18 protein-coding genes and 1 pseudogene are annotated in these 19,321 nt (G+C 68.6%); 8 read left to right on the top strand and 11 right to left on the bottom strand.

Going from position 1 to position 19,321, the window contains the following annotated elements:
• Position 1: 1 nt before the first annotated feature.
• The 3 genes from HH310_RS31630 (at position 2) to HH310_RS31620 (ending at position 3,099) form a co-directional block, all read left to right on the top strand.
• A complete protein-coding gene (locus HH310_RS31630) occupies positions 2 to 1,132 on the top strand; it encodes a Clp protease N-terminal domain-containing protein (RefSeq protein ID WP_169179371.1) in 1,131 nt (376 codons plus the stop codon).
• A 52-nt stretch (positions 1,133 to 1,184) separates the two neighbouring features.
• Positions 1,185 to 1,394: a hypothetical protein gene (locus HH310_RS31625; RefSeq protein ID WP_169179370.1), complete on the top strand. Its 210-nt coding sequence runs from the start codon at positions 1,185 to 1,187 to the stop codon at positions 1,392 to 1,394.
• A 451-nt stretch (positions 1,395 to 1,845) separates the two neighbouring features.
• Positions 1,846 to 3,099 carry an IS4 family transposase gene (locus HH310_RS31620; RefSeq protein ID WP_169179369.1) on the top strand — a complete coding sequence of 418 codons (1,254 nt, stop codon included), beginning with the start codon at positions 1,846 to 1,848 and terminating at the stop codon, positions 3,097 to 3,099.
• Between the two features lie 786 nt (positions 3,100 to 3,885).
• On the opposite strand, the gene HH310_RS31615 is transcribed toward HH310_RS31620, so the two are convergent.
• Positions 3,886 to 4,503, bottom strand: coding sequence for a TetR/AcrR family transcriptional regulator (locus tag HH310_RS31615; protein WP_211192848.1), 618 nt, complete (start codon positions 4,501 to 4,503; stop codon positions 3,886 to 3,888).
• 42 nt (positions 4,504 to 4,545) lie between these two features.
• Entirely contained in the window at positions 4,546 to 5,364 is an 819-nt protein-coding gene (locus HH310_RS31610) for a tautomerase family protein (protein WP_169179368.1), read from the bottom strand.
• A 157-nt stretch (positions 5,365 to 5,521) separates the two neighbouring features.
• On the opposite strand from HH310_RS31610, the gene HH310_RS31605 reads away from it, so the two are divergent.
• On the top strand, positions 5,522 to 6,226 hold the full coding sequence (locus HH310_RS31605) for an alpha/beta hydrolase (protein WP_169179367.1): 705 nt from the start codon (positions 5,522 to 5,524) through the stop codon (positions 6,224 to 6,226).
• A gap of 46 nt (positions 6,227 to 6,272) precedes the next feature.
• Positions 6,273 to 6,734, top strand: a complete 462-nt coding sequence (locus HH310_RS31600) for a MarR family transcriptional regulator (RefSeq protein ID WP_211192847.1) — start codon at positions 6,273 to 6,275, stop codon at positions 6,732 to 6,734.
• Between the two features lie 34 nt (positions 6,735 to 6,768).
• On the opposite strand, the gene HH310_RS31595 is transcribed toward HH310_RS31600, so the two are convergent.
• The 3 genes from HH310_RS31595 to HH310_RS31585 form a co-directional block, all read right to left on the bottom strand.
• Positions 6,769 to 7,656, bottom strand: a complete 888-nt coding sequence (locus tag HH310_RS31595; RefSeq protein WP_169179366.1) for an NmrA family NAD(P)-binding protein — start codon at positions 7,654 to 7,656, stop codon at positions 6,769 to 6,771.
• Between the two features lie 77 nt (positions 7,657 to 7,733).
• Entirely contained in the window at positions 7,734 to 9,140 is a 1,407-nt protein-coding gene (locus HH310_RS31590) for an amidase (protein ID WP_169179365.1), read from the bottom strand.
• Positions 9,141 to 9,163: 23 nt separating this feature from the next.
• The gene (locus HH310_RS31585; RefSeq protein ID WP_211192846.1) at positions 9,164 to 9,613 is read right to left on the bottom strand and encodes a hypothetical protein; all 450 of its coding nucleotides are present in this window, start codon (positions 9,611 to 9,613) and stop codon (positions 9,164 to 9,166) included.
• 494 nt (positions 9,614 to 10,107) lie between these two features.
• Between HH310_RS31585 and HH310_RS31580 the strand changes: the two genes are divergently transcribed.
• Positions 10,108 to 11,478, top strand: a complete 1,371-nt coding sequence (locus HH310_RS31580) for a M20/M25/M40 family metallo-hydrolase (RefSeq protein WP_169179364.1) — start codon at positions 10,108 to 10,110, stop codon at positions 11,476 to 11,478.
• Positions 11,479 to 11,544: 66 nt separating this feature from the next.
• On the opposite strand, the gene HH310_RS31575 is transcribed toward HH310_RS31580, so the two are convergent.
• Complete coding sequence (locus HH310_RS31575) at positions 11,545 to 12,519, bottom strand: zinc-dependent alcohol dehydrogenase family protein (protein WP_169179363.1); 975 nt, start codon at positions 12,517 to 12,519, stop codon at positions 11,545 to 11,547.
• 215 nt (positions 12,520 to 12,734) lie between these two features.
• Between HH310_RS31575 and HH310_RS31570 the strand changes: the two genes are divergently transcribed.
• On the top strand, positions 12,735 to 13,421 hold the full coding sequence (locus HH310_RS31570) for a pyridoxal-dependent decarboxylase (protein WP_169179362.1): 687 nt from the start codon (positions 12,735 to 12,737) through the stop codon (positions 13,419 to 13,421).
• A gap of 7 nt (positions 13,422 to 13,428) precedes the next feature.
• On the opposite strand, the gene HH310_RS31565 is transcribed toward HH310_RS31570, so the two are convergent.
• Together HH310_RS31565 and HH310_RS31560 are read right to left on the bottom strand one after the other, a co-directional pair.
• A complete protein-coding gene (locus HH310_RS31565) occupies positions 13,429 to 13,875 on the bottom strand; it encodes a MarR family transcriptional regulator (RefSeq protein WP_211192845.1) in 447 nt (148 codons plus the stop codon).
• Between the two features lie 63 nt (positions 13,876 to 13,938).
• Positions 13,939 to 15,099: an AfsR/SARP family transcriptional regulator gene (locus HH310_RS31560; protein WP_169179360.1), complete on the bottom strand. Its 1,161-nt coding sequence runs from the start codon at positions 15,097 to 15,099 to the stop codon at positions 13,939 to 13,941.
• Here HH310_RS31560 and HH310_RS44330 point away from each other — a divergent pair.
• Complete coding sequence (locus HH310_RS44330) at positions 15,061 to 15,573, top strand: sigma-70 family RNA polymerase sigma factor (RefSeq protein ID WP_248294618.1); 513 nt, start codon at positions 15,061 to 15,063, stop codon at positions 15,571 to 15,573. The genes HH310_RS31560 and HH310_RS44330 overlap by 39 nt on opposite strands.
• Positions 15,574 to 16,129: 556 nt before the next feature.
• On the opposite strand, the pseudogene HH310_RS44325 reads toward HH310_RS44330, so the two are convergent.
• The 3 genes and pseudogenes from HH310_RS44325 to HH310_RS31545 form a co-directional block, all read right to left on the bottom strand.
• Positions 16,130 to 16,573 (bottom strand): annotated as a pseudogene (locus HH310_RS44325) (BTAD domain-containing putative transcriptional regulator); the annotation flags it as partial.
• A gap of 382 nt (positions 16,574 to 16,955) precedes the next feature.
• A complete protein-coding gene (locus tag HH310_RS31550; RefSeq protein WP_169179358.1) occupies positions 16,956 to 18,194 on the bottom strand; it encodes an NAD(P)/FAD-dependent oxidoreductase in 1,239 nt (412 codons plus the stop codon).
• A 206-nt stretch (positions 18,195 to 18,400) separates the two neighbouring features.
• The gene (locus HH310_RS31545) at positions 18,401 to 19,279 is read right to left on the bottom strand and encodes a helix-turn-helix domain-containing protein (protein ID WP_169179357.1); all 879 of its coding nucleotides are present in this window, start codon (positions 19,277 to 19,279) and stop codon (positions 18,401 to 18,403) included.
• Between the last annotated feature and the right edge of the window lie 42 nt (positions 19,280 to 19,321).

Genomic DNA, 19,321 nt, shown 5'->3' with positions numbered 1-19,321 from the left:
GATGCCGACCGAAGTCGGAGGAGGTTTCTACTGGGTGCTCCGTGGAGCAGGTCGGGCCGCCGTCGCTCTCCGTCAGCCGGTGATCGCTGCGAACACCATGCTGATCAGCCTGATCAACAACTTTCCCGCGTTTCGCCCATTGTTCAGCTCGAGGCCGACCGAGAGGGCGCCAAACGAACGCAGCGACGCCGGCGTACGTCGCGTCGAATTGCCGGCCGACGCGGAGTTTGAGCTCTCGCGGACGCTGAGAGAGACGCATTGGCGAGCGTTCGGATGGTCTCGACAGGCTGATTCGGGTTGGGCGGACGAGGCTCGTATGGCCGCGCGTCTTGCGATGGCGATCGCCGTGGCTCGCCGTGCGCGATGGGTGGGACCCGATCATTTACTGGAGGCGCTTCTGGCCGACCCGTCAAACACCGCGGGCAGTCTCGTCGGGGGTCAAGGGGTCGATCTCGACCTGCTGACCGAGGTCGCTCGTCGGACGTGGCCGGTTGACGGCGGCGAACCGCCGTACCGAGGACTTGCCGGCCCGTTGAACCGCATCGGCATTTTGGCCGGGCCGCAGGGCGAAAACCGGTCACGGTCAACCGCGTTGACGCAGCGGGTGGTAGCAGGCGCCACGTCGCTGTTCGCCCAGGCCAGTCCCGTATTGGCTGCCCTTGAGGAAGAGTCGACTGCCGAGACCGTTCGTCTTGGCCATGACCGGACAACACCTGCACATCTCGTTCTTGCGGTTCTCGTTCTGGAACACGAAATGACGTCGAGCGGCTTGCATCCGGCAAGTGAGTGGCTCGAGGCGTGTGGTTTCGTTCTGCGCGACCTCTCTCTTGAGAGAAAAACCGTTGTCCTGCCGCCTTTCCAGGACGATGCCCTGGCGCTCCCGCAGCGCCGCCGAGCGTGGCGCCGCAACCCGAAGAACCCGCCATGGACGGCATCGGCGGCAAGAGCAGCTGACCAAGCGAGGCTTGTGGCACGTGGACAACGAGGCCCAGGCGCCGGGAGTGCCCATCTCCTGTACGCCGCTCTCGCCGACCCGGACGATTCGGGTCGCCGACTGCTGGCGGAGAACCTCGTTGATCCGGTTGTCGTTCGCGGAATGCTGGCCGACCGCCTGGGGATCTCGCGGCGATGACGGAGCCGCGACGGGCCCGAAACTGCCGCACACAATTCCCGAAAGCAGATGAATGAAGATCGAGTTTGACGATGGAAAGTTCAATCTTGCGCTTACTCGCGAAGAGTTGGTGGTGTTGATTTGCGCGTTGGGGTGGACCGACAGTTTGGTCCCTTCGGACCTGGCATTCCAAGAATATGTCGGCTTGTCAAGGGAAGGATACCGGTCCCTGATGGACGCGATGGCCGATGCCGTTCGGTCCAGTTCGGCTCAGGACGACTGAACGCGGACCGAGATTTCACGTTGCGTTACGGAGGCGGTTGGGTCGATTGCCAAGCAGGCGCCGGGTCGTCGACCAACGGCTGTTGGCGTTAGAGGTCCCGGTGCTGATCGGCTTCGCCGGCAGCGCGGGCATGGCGTCGGCTCTGGTAAACCGAGTGTCGGTCGCCGCACAGGCTTCACGATGTGGGATCTGGGTTCGCTGTGCAGGACTCGCGGCCACATCGTGGTCACCTAGCCCAGCATGCGGGACTGGAGTTCACAGTAGAGTGTAATTTCATTCCTCTTGCGGCCTTTGTTACCCCGCTTTTCTCCATATTTCGTGGACCTTGGAGAGTTGTGGCTCGTATGTGGGCGTAACTCTCCAAGGTTCAATGCCGTTCAGTTTAGGGTGTTTGTGCTGGTCGGGGTGGTGATGTCGGGTCCGGTGGTGTGGGCCGGTATTGTCGCGGGTCGTGACGTCAGCGGTGGTGTCAGAGGGCGGGTCGCGGCCGTGGGGCCGGTTGACTGACTACATCGGACTTGGTGTGGTCTCGGCCCGGTTCAGCCGGGATCTGCTCGAAGAGGTGCTCAACCGTGCGGTTGGGCGGGAGAAACGCTCGCGCAGGTTGCCGGCTCATGTGGTGATGCGGTTTGTGATCGCGATGGGGTTGTTCTTCAGCGAGTCGTATGACGAGGTGATGCGCCGGCTGGTCGGTAACCTGCGCAGACTCGGCTCGTGGGACGACGACTGGCAGGTGCCGAGCAAATCGGCGATCACCCAGGCCCGGCAACGACTGGGATCAGCGCCGATGAAGCTGCTGTTCGAGCGGGCCGCGATGCCGTTGGCGGGGCCGGGGACCAAGGGGGCGTGGCTGGCTGGTCGCCGGTTGATGGCCATCGACGTGACCAGTTTCGATGTGGCCGACACCGAGGCGAACCTGCAACGTTTCGGCCGCACCCGTTCCGGGCCGAAAGCCTCGGCTTACCCGAAACTGAATCTGGCCGGGCTGGCCGAGTGCGGCAGCCACGCGCTCGTGGGGGCGGTGATCGGCAAGGCCCGCGACGGGGAACGCACCCTGATCACCGATCTGGCCGGCAACGTCGGTCCCGGCATGCTGGTTTTGGCCGATGCCGGGCTGTTCTCCTTCGACGGGTTCAACCGCTATGCCGCGACCGGCGCGGATCTGGCGTGGCGGGTCGGATCGCAGGTGTCGCTGGGTAACCTGGGCTGGCTCGCCGATGGCTCCTACCTGGCGTTGATCTATGCACCCGGCCTCGGTGAGGCCCGCCGGGCCCGGCTGGCCGCAGAAACCCGCAACGGCGCCGAGATCCCCGCCGATCTGGCCCGGCTGGTGCGGGTCGTCGAATACAGCGTGCCCGAGCGCAACCCGGCCGGTGAGCTGATCGTCGTGGTCACCACCGTGCTGGACCCGCACGACATCAGCGCCCTGGAACTGGCCGCGGCCTACCACCAACGCTGGGAAGAAGAATCCGTCTTCGACGAAATCAAAACCGACCTACGCGGCAAAGGCGAAGTCCTCCGATCGAAAACCCCTGAGCTGGTCGAACAACAACTGTGGGGACTACTGCTCGCCCACTACGCCATCCGCGCCCTGCTCCTGGATGCCGCCGACCCGGCCGGCTACGACCCCGACCGCATGTCGTTCATAAAGGGCCTTCGCGTCGTCCGCCGCCAGGTCACCGACCAGGCGGCCATCACCCCCTGAACACCTTTAGCCGCCACCACCGACACACTCGACGAAATCCGGGCTCAGCCCAACCCACCCCGCCGGCACCGCACCTGCCCCCGCGTCGTCAAACGCGCCCGCCACAACTCCTACCTCGTCAAACGACCCACCCACCGCAACACCCGCCACAAAGGACCAGCCACACCCCAACTGGCCAGGCCAAACCCCCCAAACTGAACGGCATTGCTCCAAGGTCTCGCGAAAGCCCAGAATGTGGCCGCGATTGCCACATAGTGGGACCGGAGACAACGCGTGGAAGCCACTGCGGAACGTCGGTGTGCCCACCCGACACGGTGGTCGGCAGGGGACAGGTGCGCCGATCCAGGTACGGGTCGACTGTGCGCGGCCGCCGAACTGAGCGGGTCGCACCCAGTCGCCGGCCAGACCCGCCGCGGCACGGTCAGCAGTGCAGGAACCCGCCGGCCCGGGTGGCGCTGACCCTGCGCGTGGCACCAGCGCGTTCGGGGGCTGCGCGCCCTTGGCGAAGTCGGGGGCGCGTGGCCCGTCACCGAGCTCGGCGATGCCCACCGCGATCGGCCGGGCGTTGGCCTCGCCGATGCGCTGCGCGTACTCGACCAGAAGCTGCTCGCGTACCCGTAGGTCGCGGCTACGCCACGACGGCCCGAACGAGCTTCGACGGCGAGAGCCGAGACGATCAGGCCGCCGATCGAGTGACCGGCAGCGACCACGGGCGGCACGCCGAACTCGTGAGCAGCAGCGCGACGTCGGCGGCGAACGTCTCCGGCTCGTAACCGCCAGCCGCGATCAAGGCCTCGTTACCCTGACTGCCCGCTTCGTCGGCTTCGGGGTCTTCGCGTCGGCGAGGGCGACCAAGGCGGTGCGCATCGCGTCCCACGGGGCGGGGCTGCCGAGGGCGCGCGAGGTCACCATGGCGCCCTCGGCGCCGGCGATGACGGCGTCGGCGACCGCCCGGGCGTCCGGGCGGTCGAGGCCGAACGCGGCGAGGTGGAAGGCGAGCCGGTCGATCATTTGGCCGAAGGCGCGCCGACTTGTGTCACCGACCTCGGCGGACTCGGCGGCGGCGCCGTCGATGACCAGCGGAGCGATCCCGCAGCCGCGGCTGTATCCGCTGCCGACCATGTTGTCGCGGCCGGTGTCGAGGTAACGCCCGACCATCTCGGCGCCCGAAGCGCTCTGTTCGGCGATCCGGTCGAGGAGGGCGACCTGCTCGTGGGCGTGCAACTCGGCCGCCTCGATACCGAGCTGGGTCTTGCCGCCGGGGAAGTGGTGGTACACCGACCCCCGCGGCGCGCCGGTGGCCTTGAGGACGTCGGAGAAGGCGGTCTTCTCGAACCCGCGTTCAGCGATCAGCTGCTTGCCGGCCTGGACCATTCGCTGCTTGACATCCGATCGCCGGGCCACGGGCACGACCTCTCCAAGATATGTATGTAAGCGTGCATAGTATCAGGCGGTGACGGCGGCGGTGTCGGCGTAGAGCTGCGCGCTGACGAAGCGGCCGCCGGCGGTGCCGAACACCCAGAGGTTCTCGAAGACCACGGTCTTGCCGTCGGCCTTGGTCACGGCCGTGTTGACCAGCGGCACGATCAGGTGGTCGGCGGACTCGATGATCTGCTCGACGCGGATGTCGAACGACGCGAACGCCTTGCCGCCGCCGGGGACGCCGGCCAGGTGCGTCGTGAACGGCTCGACGCCGACGAACTCGCCGCCCCACGGCAGGGACGCGGGCATCTTGAGCACGATGTCCGCGCGCAGCATCGGCAGGATGGGCGCGAGATCGCGGTGCGCAAACAGCCGCTCGAGCGCGTAGACCATCTCGGGCCGGGTGAAGGAGGCCGCGCGGCCGCCGTTCTTCGCGTCGGCGTCGAGTGCTTCGGCGGCCGCGACGTCCGGCCCGAACGCGCCGTCGGCGAACGAGAAGTTCTGGGCCGGGGTCAGCGTGAACATCACGAAGACGTCGGCCGGGCGGACCTTCGGCCCCTGTTCGAGCAGGCGGACCAGGGTCTGATAGAACCGGCGTTTGGCTGCGGCGCCCCGATCGATCCCCTCGGTGATCTTGAAGACGATCCAGTCGTCCGACCGGGGGCCGCCACGGAACTCCCGGCTGAAGACCATCTCCTCAGGGGCTAACTGGTGAATCAGCTGGAAGTCGTCCTCGGGCTGCATGCTCAACTCGGCGATCAGCGCGTCGCGCACCGCCCCCGAGACGGCCCGCAGATAGTCGGCCGACTTCCCCCGTGCCAGCGAAATGTCAACGAACGGCATGGCAACTCCTCTCCTGACCTTGTGTCGAGTCCAACTTACTATGCATGCGTACATACATGGAAAGGAGTGTGAGGAGCCCCATCGATCCAGGGCATAGGGGCAGGTGCCCCTTTTATGTGAGGATCGATGCGACCACTCATTTTCCAAGGGGGAAGACATGCGTGAGCGCAAGCCCGCGATGCTGCTGGTGCACGGAGCCTGGCATCGCATGCAGATGTGGCGGAAGCTGATCGAGCAGTTGCCCGACGACCTGGACGTGCGCATCCTGCAGTCGCCGTCCAGCGCGCCCGTTCCGGCGTCCGAACTGGGCGATCTGTACGACGACGCGCACGCGATCCGCGCGGCGGCCGACGCCGTCGACGGACCGGTTGTCGTGGTGGCCCACTCCTACGGCGCCGCCCCGGCGAACCAAGGCCTGGCCGGCTCGGCGAACGTCGTCCGGATCGTCTCCCTCGCCGGCTTCCAGCTGGATGTCGGCGAGTCGATGCTGTCGCGCTCCGAGGGCAAGCGTCCCTACTATTTCGGAGCCGATCACTACGACGAGGGCTATTTCGAGATGACCGATCCCGTCGCGATCTTCTATCCGGACCTCGACCCCGCCGAGGCGAAGATCGCCGTCGACGCTCTCGGCCCGCAATCGGCGGCCTCGATGGAGCAGTCGCTGACTCAGGCGGCGTGGCGCACGATCGACACCACGTACATCCGGACCACGGGGGAGGCCCAGGTCGCGCGGTTCGGCCCCTTCGCGAAGCGTGCGCACCGGGTGCGGGAGATCGCGACGGCGCATTCGCCGTTCCTCAACCGGCCCCGGGAACTCGCCGAACTGCTGCGGCAAGACCTTGCCGACGTCGAGAAGCGGTGATTATGGGCACATGCCGTTATAGACTGTGTGCGGAAGGGAGATCCTCGTGGCTAAACAGTCCCCGAATGAAGCCGGCGAAACCGGCCCCCAATGCTACGCGACGGCGATGCGCAAGGCGTCACGGCGCCTGACCGCTTTGTACGACGAGGTCATGGCCCCGTCAGGTCTCCGGTCGACGCAGTTCGCCATTCTCCGCGAACTCGCCCGCAGCGCCCCGATCTCGATCAACGAGCTGGCCGAGGCCCTCGTCATGGATCGCTCGGCACTCGGGCATTCGCTACGGCCGTTGCAGCGCGACGGGCTCATCAGCCTGGACCAGGACACCACCGACCGGCGCAGCGTCAACGTCACCATCACCGCCGTGGGGCGCAAGCGATTGGCGAGCGGCATGGTGCTCTGGCGCTCGGCCCAGGACCGGGTCGCCGAGGTGGTCGGGCTTCAGCAGGCCGACCAGCTGCGCGGCCGGCTGCTCCGGATCGCTCAGGACGACCGGCTCACGTCGCTGTGAGGCCGCCGCCGAACACGTCGGCGGCGGCCGTGTGTCAGCGTCGATTCCAGTTCGCGCTGTCGGCGAAGGCCGGCTTGTTCCGCTCGATGAAGGCGTCGACCATCAGCGGGCCGGTACCGGTGATCGTACGAACCACGTCGTTGTTGCCGGTGAAGATCCCGTTGCGGTAGTCGATCGCGATGTTGACCATGTGCTGTACGAAGTGCGGGTCGGCGCCGCGCTTCTCCAGACCCGCCTGGAACTCGTCGAGCTCGACCGGCACATAGGTGACGTGCCGGCCCAGAACCCGGGTCATGATCTCGGCCATCTGGTGATGATCGAGCTCAACCGCACCGTACAGCGGGTAGCTCTTGCCGGCGTGCGGTTCCGGGTCGGCCAGCACCGCGGCGATCACGCGGCCCAGATCCTCGGTCGCGATGGGCGCGTGACGCGCGTCCTCGAACGGCAGCCGAAGCTCGCCGGTGCTCCGGTCGAACGTGCTGATGAGCCACTCGGCGAAGAAGGTCGGCCGCAGGTGGGTCACCGTGCCGCCGAAGTGGTCGAGGAGCCGCTCGGCCACCCAGTGCTGGCGGGCGGCGTTGCTGACGGCGTCGCGGCGGGCCGAGATCTGTGACATGTTCACGATGGACCGCACACCGTTCTCCTCGGCGGCCTGCAGGAACGTGGCGGTGGCCTCGAGCAGGCCCGGCGCGACGGGATAGACGAAGTATGCGGCGTCGACACCGTCGGCCGCCCGGCTGACCGAGTCCAGGTCCAACAGGTCGCCGACGACGACCTCGGCGCCGGCCGCGGTGAGCTTCTCGGAGCGCTCACCGGCCCGGTGGACCAGTGCCCGGACGTGCAGGCCCCGCCGCAGCAGCGCGGCCGTCGCGTACTCGCCGGTCTTGCCGGTCGCGCCGGTGACCAGGATGCTTCTTGCCATTGCGAGACTTCCTTTCCAGAGCGTTCGTGCCCGCATGCGGTAGTTACGGGCACATGCCCCTATATAGCACGCGAAGGTCAGAGGGAGGGAAACACTCCGCGGACCGGGCTGAGCGACTCCAGCAGCGAGGCGAGGTAGAGGATCGTCGACTCCGCGTACCAGCTGGCCGCCAGCTGCACGCCGATGGGCATCCCGTCGCGCGTGGTGCCGAACCGCATGGCCAGGGCGGGCAGGCCGGTGACGCTGAACGGAACCGTCGTGGAGCTGACGTGGAAGGCGCTGACGGTCTTGCCGTCGAGAGTGATCTGGGCCAGCCGGTGCTCGTGCGCGGGGATCGTGGTGACCGGCAGCAGCAGGGCGTCGTACCGCTGGAAGTAGTCGGCGAAGCCGTCCCGCAGCCGTTCCACGCCCTGCTCGGCGTCCACGTACTCGGCGATGGGGGTGTCCGGGGTCGACAGCATGGTCTTGGACGGCGTGAACATCTGGTCCTCGTGACCCGCGGTGACCTCCCGCACCGGCGGCTTCATCTCCATGATGTGCTGCCGGCTCCACAGATCGAGGGGGTTGTCGCGTTTGAGGGCCGGGATGTCCACCGCGTCGACCTGAACCCCGGCCTCCTGCAGCGCCGCGGCGGCCTTCTGTACGGTGGCGGCGACCTCGGGGTCGACCGGGCCGAGGCCGGAGTCGACAAGCCAGCCCACCCGGACCGGCCGGCTCGGGGAGGTGCCCAGGCCGGTGTCGTACTCGGGCGGCAGCACCGAGAAGCCGTCGGCGCCGTCCGGGCCGGCCAGCAGCGGGTAGGCCAGCGCGAGGTCCCGAATCGTGCGGGCCATCGGACCGGCATGCCAGTCACGCCGCGGCTCCCGTGGCCAGAAACCGGTCATCGGAATGCGCCCGTGCGTGGGCTTGAGCGCCACGATTCCGGTATCGGCGGCCGGACCCCGTACCGAAATGGAAAGGTCACTGCCGATACCGATCGGCGACAGCCCGGCCGCGATCGCCGCGGACTCCCCACCACTGGAACCACCGGAACTGCGATTCAGGTCGTACGGGTTGTTCGTCGCACCCGAAAGCAGGTTCTCCGACTCGATCCAGTACGAGAATTCGGGCAGATTAGTCTTCGCCAGCAGAATTCCGCCGGCCCGCTTCATCCGCGCCACCACCGTGGCATCGGTGTCCGGCACCCGCCCCGCGAAAATGGGGGAACCGCGCTGGGTCAGTACACCCGCGGTGTCGTAGCCGTCCTTCACGGTGAACGGCACGCCGTGCAGCGGCCCTGTTTCGGCGCCCGCGGCCTGCTGCGCGTCCGCGGCCCGGGCCGCTTCCAGCGCGCCGCCGGCAATCGTGACGATCGCATTGGTCTTGCCGTCGACAGCCGCGATCCGGTCCAGGTGCGCGCGCACCACCTCGACCGAGGAGACCTCTCCCTTGCGGATCAATTCGGCGAGTTCGGTCGCGTCGTAGCGCGTCAGATCAGTGGACATGGCGAATCCCTTCCCTTTTCTTGTCAGTGCTCGTCGTAATGGCCCTGGTGGGCGGCGTGCCGGTGGCCGTCGTGCACGTAGTCGACGTGATCCGCGTGGGTGACCGCCTCGTGGCCGCAGTCGTCGCCGTGCACGTGGTCGTGGGTCTCGGCCGTCACGTGCGTCTCGGAGCTGCATTCGTCGTAGTGCCCGTCATGCTCCTGGTGCACGTGGTTGTCATGCAGGTAGTCGACGTGATCGCCGTGCTGGACGCCGGCGTGTCCGCAGCCGGGGCCGTGCACGTGCGGGTGCCGTTCGTTCGCGGTCTCGTGCGCTTCGAGGTGGCATTCGTCGTAGTGGCCCTCGTGCGCGTGATGGCGATGGCCGTCATGAATGTAGTCGACGTGGCCGAGATGTTCGGCGGCCGCGTGTCCGCAGTCCTCGCCATGGACGTGCTCGTGGGCATTGTGGACGTCATGCTTCGTGTCGGTCATGACCCCTCCCGTCTTGGTTAATGTGGGCATGTGCCCTTAACCAAGGTAAAGGCGATCGCCGTCGTTTGGCTATGGCGGGGAAAGGTGTCGGCCGACACCCCGGTATAGATGCGCGATGATCGCTCACTCGTGCCGCGCGGATTATTCGTCACCGTCCCGTATCGGCCTGACTGTCGGACGTCGGTGCCGGTCCTGAGCGCCGGACCGGATCGAGGGTGGAGATACCTCGATCCGGCCGGGCGCCGCCGCGGCCGCGGAGGGCATTCTGATGATCGAGCCGCGGCGGCGATTGAGGGGAACGCACCAACCCACGATCTGTTCAGTCGCGGCGGGCGGCGTGATTCGAACCACCCGGCGGACGGGTGATCACGGGCACATGCCCATCCTGTCCGGGGACGTCCGGACGCTTGACTTGTACTGTCTGCTCGCTGGACGGCGTCCCCACTACCAGTCCCAGCGTGTGCCCGGCGGTGCCAGGAAACGGAGTAACGGCAATGACTGATATCGCGAGCCGGTGGGAGTCCGACGTGCTGCCCAGCCTGTCGGGCTTGATCGAGATTCCGGCGGTGTCCCCGGCGTACGACCCGCAATGGTGGGAAAAAGGTCATCTGCTCGCGGCGGCCGAGCACGTGCGGCAATGGATCGCCACGCACGACGGGCTGACCGCGGAGGTCATCGAGCGTCCCGGCCGGACGCCGCTGCTGTTCGCCGAGGCGGCCGGACCGGCCGAGGGCGGGACCGTCGTCATCTACGGCCATCTCGACAAGCAGCCGCCGCTGGGTGACTGGTCGGAGGGTCTCGGCCCGTGGCAGCCGGTGGTCCGGGACGGGCGGCTCTACGGGCGCGGCTCGGTCGACGACGGCTATGCGGCATATGCGGCGGTCACCGCTCTGACGGCGGGGCGCGCGCACGCCCGTACGGTGTTACTGCTCGAGACCTGCGAGGAGTCCGGCAGCGTCGGCCTGGAGGACTACCTCGCCGACCTGGCCGACCGGATCGGCGAGGTCTCGCTGGTGATCTGCCTGGACTCGATGGGCCTCGACTACGAGCGGCTGTGGATGACCACCTCGCTACGCGGCGCGGTGCAGGCCACCGTCACGGTCCGCATCCTGGACACGCCGCTGCACTCGGGTGTCGCCAGCGGCATCGTGCCCAGCTCCTTCCGGATCATGCGCCAGCTGCTGGACCGGGTCGAGGACTCGGCGACCGGCGCGGTGACCGTTCCGGAGATGAACGTGCCGATCCCCGCGATCCGGCGCGAGGAGGCAGCACTGCTGGCGGCGCTGCAGCCGGGCGTCGGCGCCTCGTTCCCGCTGACCGGGACGGCTCGGCGGGTCAGCGACGACGACGTGGAGCTGTTGCTCAACAGCACGTGGCGGCCCACACTCTCGGTGATCGGCGCCGCGGGCATGCCGGCACCGGAGGTAGCGGGTGCGGTGTTGCGCTCCGCGACCACCTTGCGCTTGAGCTTCCGTACGCCTCCGGGAGTCTCCGCCGAGGCGGCAGCCGGCGCGCTGACCAAAATCCTGACCACCGATGTCCCGTACGGGGCGACGGTTGAGGTCTCGGATTTGATGTTGATCGACGGCTGGGACGCGCCCGCGCCGGCGCCGTGGCTGACCGCGGCGCTGGACGAGATCGGCTCGCAGGTTTTCGGGAAGCCGAACGCGACGGTCGGCGTGGGCGGCGGCATCCCGTTCATCGGCATGCTGGCCGAGCGGTTCCCGGCCGCGCAGTTCGTGGTGACCGGCGCGGTCGGCCCCGACTCGAACATGCACGCGCTCGACGAGTTCCTGAACCTGCCGTACGCGTACCGCCTGACCGAGGCGATCGCGCTGTTGCTGGCCGTGCACGCGCAAAGCTGAGCGGGTGAGTCCTGCCGCCTCCTTGGCCGGCTGTCCCCGGACCCGGCAGTCCGCGGGCGGCGCTGGTCAGGCGGGTCTCTGGCCCTGGTCCGGAACCCGGAGGATGATCTTGCCGCCGCGCTTGAGGTGGGCGATGGCGGTGCGGATCTCGTCGAGGCCGTAGACGGCCTCGACCGGCACCCGCAGCGCCCCGGATTCGATCAACGGCACGGCTTCGGCGATGACCGGGACGATTTTCGTCGCGTAGTCGAAGCCGGCCACCGAGAGCCGGTCGATGTGGATGCCGCGGGCCGCCGCGCTGCCGTCCTGGTCGATCTCGTCCCGGGCGGCGTAACGCAGCAGCGTGCCGCCGGGCGCTAGCAGGCCCAGCAGTTCGTCGGCGACGCGGCCGCCGACGCCCTCGACGGCGAGCCGGATCGGGGCGTTGCCGGTCGCGCTCGCGATCTCGGCGGCGGCGTGCGGCCCGTCGACCACGACGACGTCGGCCCCGGCGGCGTGCAACTCGTCGACGAGCTCCGGCCTGCGTACGAGGCTCGCCGTCCGGAACCCGCGCGCCTTGGCCAGGGCGATGAGGTTGCGGCCGACGCCGCCGTTCCCGCTGGACTGCGCGACCCAGTCGCCCTTGGCGAGCGGCACGTACTCGGACAGTGCCAGCCCGGCGGTGGGCGTGTTGCTGCCGAGCATGGAGAACTGCTGCAGATCACCGTCGGGAAGCGGGGTGAGTCCGTGCGCGGGCGCGGTCATCCGCTCCCGCCAGGTCCCCAGCAGCAGTGGGAGCACGACGATGTCGCCGGGTTCGACGTTGCCGACGCCGGGGCCGGTCGCGACCACCCGGCCGAGGCCCTCGTTGCCGGCCACCGCCGGGAGTGCGGGGTTCGGCTTCTTGGTCCCGGCGATGGTCAGCAGGTCGTGGTGGTTGAGCGGCGCGTACAGCACGGCGACCTGGACCTCGCCGGGGCCGGGTGCGCCGGGCTCGGGCAGGTCCACGAGCTTCAGCACCTCGACGGCGTCGCCGAATACGTCGTATTGCAGTGCTCGCATGGATCAAGCTCCTTTTCCTCGGCTCGAATTCGGGTGGACACCCTTTCAGCATGCCTCAGAATGGGCATACGCCCTTAGTAACGACGGACACCCCACGTGCTCGGCCTGGCGAAAGTTCTCGTATGGGCATGTGCCTGTAATCACTGGGGGGTGTGCCCACATTCGAAGGACTCTGGGCCGTACGTAAGTTCCGCGTTCTCGTCCCGGGGTAACCGATGCCGCGCTCCGACCGGAAGTCAGCACTCGACGCCGAGCGCCGGGCGGCCGAGCGGGTCGTCGTCGACCTTCTCGGGCTCCCGCCGCTGAGCTCCGTCGATTTCGTCACGGGTGGTCAGATGGCTACGGTCTCCTGCCTCGCCGCCGCCCGGCACGAGGTGCTGCTGCAGGCGGGATGGGACGTCGAGGCCGACGGACTGATCGGGGCACCGGCGGTGACCGTCGTCGTCAAGGCCGGAGCGCCCGCCCACCTGCGGCGGGCCCTGCGCATCCTCGGCTTCGGCGACCGTTCGGTGGTCACCGTGGACTCCGACACCCGCAACGGCATCAGTCCGGACGCGTTACGGCGGGCGCTGGCCCGGATACACGGTCCGACAATCGTGGCGGTGGAGTGCGGCGACGCCGGCGCCGGTGGGTTCGACAACCTGAACGCCGTCGCGGACCTGGCGGAGCTGCACGAGGCCGGAGGTGACCCGACGTGGGTGCACGTCGACGGCACGGTCACGCTGCTGGCCGCCGCATCCCCGGACATGACCGGTGCCATCGCCGGTCTCAACCGCCTGGACTCGTGGTCGGCCGACGGTCACCCGATGCTCAACGTCGCCGCCGACGGTGGCATCGCGATCTGCCGGCATCCGGTGGCGTATCGCGCCGCACTGGGCGTCGTCGAGGCGTACCGGGAATGAATGTGGGTCAGGGTGTGGTGAGGCGGTCGTCGGTGGCGATGCCGAGCAGCTTGGTGCGCAACCGGTCCGCCTGCGTGAGGCCGAGCGCCGATTCGACACGTTCCTGGGCCGCGTTCCACAGGACCGTTGCCTTGGTGAACCGCCGGCGGCCCTCGCGGGTCAGCGACACGTTCACGCTGCGCCGATCGGTGGTGTCCTTGTCCAGGCTGATCAGGCCGTCGCGCTGCAGCGGCCGCAACGAGTGACCCAGCGCCGATCGGTCCATCACGAGGAGTTCCGCCAGCTCGTTGATCGTGAGCGACGTGGCGTGGGCGAGTTCGCCGAGAATGGCGAACTGGGTCGACCGCAGCCCGGAGGGTGCCATCACCTCGTCATACAGGGCGGTCAGGCGTCTCGATGCTTTTCGCGTCGCCGTCGCGTAGCACAGCCGGATCGTTTCATCGTGCGTCTCCACGCAGGGAGCAACGACGAGACCGATGCCCGCATGCCGGACATGCAGGCATGTGCCCATAATCACTTATTCGGGCGGCGGGCAACTTCCTGCCCGCGCATCCGTTCCCGTTTCCATGGGGTCGTTCGCGCGGTTGCAAAACACGCTTTCGTACGCCTCGCGTAGCTCCGGCGCCGGGTCGACGCCGAACTCGTCGGCCAGTCGTTCGCGCAGCCACTCGTAGCGATCGAGCGCGTCCGCGCGGTGTCCGGCGGCCGCCTGCAGGCGAATCAGCCGGGCCTGCAACGTCTCGTCGAAAGGCTGGCATTCGATGGCCCGCAAGAGCACCGGCAGCGCGTACGCCGCTTCGCCGAGACGGACGGCGGCGCGCGCGAAGTCACGGGAAGCGGCACCGAATTCGTAGCGGACCTCGACGATGTCGGGGTGCGCGCGGACCCGGGGATCGAGGTCCGCCGCCGCCGGCGCCTGCCACAGATTGATGGCCTCGGCGTATGTCCGCAGACCGGACCCGGTGTCGTCGGCGCCCGCTTCGGTCATCAACCGGCGGAAGTGCAGCAGGTCGAGCGAGTCCTCGGCGACGGCGAGCCGGTACCCACCGGCCTGCCGCAGCAACCAGCGTCCCGCGGATCGGTTCGGGAGATCCGGCTGCCAATGCCGCCGCAACGCCACGATGTGCCGATGCAGAATGTTCATCGCCCGGGCGGGCGGTTCGTCCGGCCAGAGAATCTCGACCAGCGCGTACGGCGAAACCACCTGCCCGGCATTGGCCAGTAGCAAGGCGAGGATTGTCTTCTGTTGCATCCCGGTCGGCGTCAGGTCTCGTTCGCCGCGGCGGACACGGACCTTTCCGAGGATCTGGAAACGCAGGTCGGAATCGATGGCACCCACCCTTTTGTACTCGTTCGGAAAGCGTATCAGCGGTAAATTTGGTTCGCGCGCGTCGCAATCTTCCCGCCGGTACGTGAGGTTTCGGCGCGGTCGCATGCGGTAGTCAATGCGAGCGGGATCCTTGCTCAGTAAAAATCCACCGGCCGGTGCGTAAGGTCGCGGGTGACGACTTCGTTCCTCCGTGACCTGAGAGGTCCGACCGTGGTACCCGAGAAATCGTTTCGTTCGCCGGAGCCGCCCGACGATTCGGCTCGCCGGGAGCGAATGGCGCAGATCTACCGCAGTCATTCGGCGCCGCTGATGCGTTTTCTTCGCAAGCTGGCCAACGGCGAGCGGCATGCCGCCGAGGACCTGTTCCAGGAGGTGATGTTGCGCGCCTGGCAACACGTGGATGATCTTCAGGACGATCCGTCGACGTTGAGCTGGCTCTTCACGGTGGCGCGGCGTCTCACCATCGACGCGGTACGGCGGCGGAATGCCCGGCCGCCCGAGGTCGAGCTCGCCAAGGCGCGGACCAGGCCGGCCGACGACGACACGATGGCGAGTGCTCTGGCGGCCGTCTCGATTCCGCTGGCGTGGCGGGCCCTGACGTCGGGGCAGCGACAGTTGCTGCTGGACGTGCACGTCGGCGGGGAATCGAGCGAGGTGCTCGCGAAGCGGCTCGGAACACCGATCGGGACGGTCAAGTCCCGGGCCCATTACGCGCTGCGGGCTCTGCGGGACGGTGCCTACTCGACCGGCGACGAAGAGCCGGCGGCGCGGCCGTCTCACTCGCGCCGGGTGCGTGATCGGGAGCCGAAGGCCGCCGCGTGAGCGCGGCTTCGTGCAGCGCCGCCGCGATCTCCTCGTCGATGGCGGCGAAGACCGCGGGCTGAGCTCGGTCGGCGGGCCGGCCGCCGTACCGGCCCGAGACCAGCTCGAACGCCGCGGCGAATTTGGCGCGGGCCTCGACGCCGGATGTCGCCGCCCTGGCCTGACCGAGGAGTCGTCGGAAAACGTCGAGGTCGGTGCTTCCGGGCGGAAGATCGAGCCGATAGCCACCGTCGCCGGGACGTAGCACGGCCGGCCCGCCGCCGAGGATCCGGCGCAGGGAACCGGCAAAACGATAGACACTGTTGGCCGCGCTCGGCGGGGGAGCGTCCCCCCACAGCAACACCACGAACTCCTGGACCGGGACCACCCGCCCGGCGCGAAGCACCAGCAGGGCGAAGACCTCGCGCTGCTGCCGGGTGCCCAGGTCGATCTCGAGATCGCCGTGCCAGGCCCGGACCCGGCCCAGCACGGTGAATCGATGGAGGCCGTCCGTCGTCATCCTGTCCGGGCGCCGGGCCCCCGACGCCGGCGCGATCGGTCGCCTCAGCACGGCGAGGTGAGCCGAACTCAGCTCCGGTCCCGGGCGCACGCCGAGTTCCCGGGACAGCAGTGCGCGCTTCTGTTCGTACAGGTGGAAGGCTTCGGTCTGCCGGCCGTCGGCAGCCAGCACCGTCATCAACGCCGCCTGCAGGGGCTCGTGAAGGGGATGCAGCGCGGCTACCCGTCGCAACGCGGGCAGCAGGCGTTCGGTGTTTCCGGCCCGTAGCGCCGACGTGGCCGCCTCCTGCGCCGCCGCGACAACCTCCAGGTCGACCGCGGTAAATGCCGGGTGGCGGTTGCCGTGGGCCGTCTCGTTGGCCGCGCACTGGCCGCGCACGAGCGCCAGCGCGCTCGGGTAGAGCCGCGCCGCCGCCTGCTGGTCCCCGTCGGCCGCCGCTTGCCGGGCCGCGGACAGCCGGCGCGCGAACAGCCACAGGTCGACCGCTTCCGGCGGTGCCATCAACCGGTAGCCCCGGTCGTCGCGTACCAGCCGGCGCCCGGGGGTGCGGGCGGGCAGGTCCGGTTCGAAGAGCCGTCGCAGCGCGCCGACGTAGCGGTGGACCGTGTTGACCGCGCTGCGCGGCGTGCCCTCACTCCACAGCAGGCGGACAAATTCGCCGGTGCCGGTCGGGTCGTCGCCGCGTGCCAGCAGCAACGCGAGGATGAGACGTTTCTGGCGTGGGCCGAGGTCCAGCTCGACCTCGCCGCGCCACGCGCGCAGCGGTCCCAGGACGCTGAAACGCAGGCTCCCGCTAGTCGTGCGCCTTCTCCGTTCCCCCCGGGGTTACGAAACGTGACAGTACAGCGGTGATGTGCCGGAAAATGAGGGCATGTGCCGGTAATCACGGAGCCGGCGGGACGCGGCGTCGTACGTCCGGGGTGAACAAGGAGGCGATCGGCGCCGCCATGTTCGCCACGCGCAGGAACGCGCCGCTCAGGTCCGGATCCGTCGCCGTCGCGGCGCGCAACCGGGTCAGGTAACCGCCCGCCGCCTGATCCGGCCGGCCGGCGGTGAGCGCCCACGGCTCGGCCAGCAACGTCGCGACCTGGTGGAAGTAACGAGAAGCCAGGTCGCCGTGCCCGGTCGAGAGCAGCGACACGATCAGCTCCGCCTCCAGGACCGCGATCGCCTGGCCCTGCCCGTAGGTGGGGTTCAAGCTGCACAACGCGTCCCCGACGACGAGGTAGCCCTCGACGAGCTTCTCGAAGTGCCGGAGCGAGCTCTGCGAGTAGCGCATCGTGGTCGGTCGATCGAGTGGCTTTGCCGTCCGCAGGACTTCGGCGATCTGCGGTGCCGCGAGGGTGGTGGCGTACGCGATCATGCCGTCGTCGTCGGTGGGTGGCTGCTCGCCGGCACGGCCGGTAATCATGACCGCGATCCGGTCGCCCTCCTGACGTACGGCGCTGCCGCTTCGGGGTACGCCCGGGTACGAGGTGGAGCCCACCATCAGCTTGCCGTCCAGCAGGTCCGGGTCCGCCTCGAAATGGCGGGTCACATAGACCCGGTTCTCCCGGATCGTCGTCTCCTCGGGCGGGGGATAGCCCAGCCGGCCGAGCCACGCCGGCACCCGCGAACCGCGCCCCGCCGCGTCGACGACCAGGTCCGCCGGGAGTGGACGCCCGGCTTGGACGCCGGTGACGCGCCCGCCTGCGACGATCACTCCGGTCGCCTCGACCTCCGGGTGGAGCACGACGTTGGGCAGGTCCCGCACGCGCTGCCGGATCAGGTGCTCCAGCAGCGGCCTGGTCACCAGGTACAGCGGCAGACCGACCGTGCCGTGCGCCATCCGGTGCCCGTCCAGATACCACACCGCATCGCCCTGAGCGTCGCCGTGCGGGACGCCGGCCACGGCCAGGTCGTCGAGGAAGCCGGGAAACAGTGCTTCGAGGCCCGCGGCTCCCCGGGCGGCCAACGCATGCACGTGCCGGCCCTGCGGCACCCCACGCCGTGGGACCGGCGACAACGGGAGAGTGTCTCGATCCAGCACGGTCACCGTCTCGAAGAAAGGGCTCAACGCGCGCGCCGCGAGCAGTCCCGCGACGCTTGCCCCGATGACGACTGCCTGGCCGCCCGGCTTCATGTGCGGTTTCCCTCAGCTATTCATCGATGACGATGCGGGCCTTGCCCGGCCTGTTGATTAACGAAGGCCGGGCAAGACCACCACGTGTCGACCCACGTGGCCGGGGTGAAGCGTCGCTCCAACAGCACCTCAAGCTTCGGAGTACGGATCGTCCCGCGCGCTAAGGGAAACGCACCGGACCGCGCATCGTTCAGTCATCCGCGCGCTCATTGTGTTTGCCGCCAGGCCGCCGGAGTCAGCCCGAACGCGCGGCGGAATGCTCGCTCGAAGGTTCGCACCTCGACGAAGCCGGTGCTTTCCGCGATGGTGGAGATGGCGAGCTCGGCACTTCGGGGATCGGTCAGAATGGATTGTGCAGCGCGGAGCCGTTGGTCGCGGATGAAGGCACTCGGCGTCGTCGCGGTGCCGGCGAAAAGGCGGTAGACCTGCCGGTGCGAGATGCGGTGGCGGCGGGCCAGCTCCACGGTGGTCAGGCCCGGGTCGGCGAGATGCTCCAGCACGTACGCCTGCAACGTCTCGATGCGCACCTGCTCCTCGGCGGCCACGGTCTCGGCGTTCTGCAGGATCGTGGTGAGCATGTCCAGCGCGGCCCGGCCGCCGTCGGCACGCTGCCGGGCGCTCAAGTCGTCGGCGGCTGATTCGAGCCATTCGAGATGACCGGTCAGCACCTGCAGGGCCGGCGCCCGGAGGTCCAGCACGCGCGCGCAGCTCTCGGTGATCTCGCCGGCACGCAGCGGTAGCATGCCGCGCGGGAATTGCAGGAGTAAGTCGTCGCCGTCGCGGGTGGTGGTCAGCTCCCACGGGCCGCGCCCTTCGTACAGCAGGGCGGTGCCCGCGGTGAGTTCGGACTCCTCGCCGTAGTGGCGCACGTGAGCGCCGCCGCCCAAGTGCATGTCGAAGATCAGCAGGTCGTTGCCCATTGTGCGGGTTCCGGGGCGGTTCCTCGGGACGGTCCGGACCGAACCGTCGGATCGAACCCGCGTCAGCATCACGCCGTCGCCGAGCCCCTGCATGGTGATCCGGCCGGAGAAGCCGGCGACGGCCGTCAGGATTTCGTACGGCTCGTTGAATTGGTATGCGAGCACCACGGCAATGTGACGCTAACGGGTTCCGGTGGTTCACCGGAA

Source organism: Actinoplanes sp. TBRC 11911 (assembly GCF_012933445.1).
Taxonomy (GTDB): domain Bacteria; phylum Actinomycetota; class Actinomycetes; order Mycobacteriales; family Micromonosporaceae; genus Actinoplanes.
Note: the sequence above shows the minus strand (reverse complement) of the source record. Positions and strands in the feature narration are given on the sequence as shown.

What these genes read in the sequence shown, in the direction of transcription:
- HH310_RS31550 (WP_169179358.1), bottom strand. Translation starts at nt 18,194, where the DNA reads ATGAAGCCGGGCGGCCAGGCAGTCGTCATCGGGGCAAGCGTCGCGGGA.
- HH310_RS31570 (WP_169179362.1), top strand. Translation starts at nt 12,735, where the DNA reads ATGCCGCGCTCCGACCGGAAGTCAGCACTCGACGCCGAGCGCCGGGCG.
- HH310_RS31605 (WP_169179367.1), top strand. Translation starts at nt 5,522, where the DNA reads ATGCGTGAGCGCAAGCCCGCGATGCTGCTGGTGCACGGAGCCTGGCAT.
- HH310_RS31585 (WP_211192846.1), bottom strand. Translation starts at nt 9,613, where the DNA reads ATGACCGACACGAAGCATGACGTCCACAATGCCCACGAGCACGTCCAT.
- HH310_RS31580 (WP_169179364.1), top strand. Translation starts at nt 10,108, where the DNA reads ATGACTGATATCGCGAGCCGGTGGGAGTCCGACGTGCTGCCCAGCCTG.
- HH310_RS31625 (WP_169179370.1), top strand. Translation starts at nt 1,185, where the DNA reads ATGAAGATCGAGTTTGACGATGGAAAGTTCAATCTTGCGCTTACTCGC.
- HH310_RS31610 (WP_169179368.1), bottom strand. Translation starts at nt 5,364, where the DNA reads ATGCCGTTCGTTGACATTTCGCTGGCACGGGGGAAGTCGGCCGACTAT.
- HH310_RS31595 (WP_169179366.1), bottom strand. Translation starts at nt 7,656, where the DNA reads ATGGCAAGAAGCATCCTGGTCACCGGCGCGACCGGCAAGACCGGCGAG.
- HH310_RS31575 (WP_169179363.1), bottom strand. Translation starts at nt 12,519, where the DNA reads ATGCGAGCACTGCAATACGACGTATTCGGCGACGCCGTCGAGGTGCTG.
- HH310_RS31630 (WP_169179371.1), top strand. Translation starts at nt 2, where the DNA reads ATGCCGACCGAAGTCGGAGGAGGTTTCTACTGGGTGCTCCGTGGAGCA.
- HH310_RS31590 (WP_169179365.1), bottom strand. Translation starts at nt 9,140, where the DNA reads ATGTCCACTGATCTGACGCGCTACGACGCGACCGAACTCGCCGAATTG.
- HH310_RS44330 (WP_248294618.1), top strand. Translation starts at nt 15,061, where the DNA reads ATGCGTTTTCTTCGCAAGCTGGCCAACGGCGAGCGGCATGCCGCCGAG.
- HH310_RS31560 (WP_169179360.1), bottom strand. Translation starts at nt 15,099, where the DNA reads ATGCCGCTCGCCGTTGGCCAGCTTGCGAAGAAAACGCATCAGCGGCGC.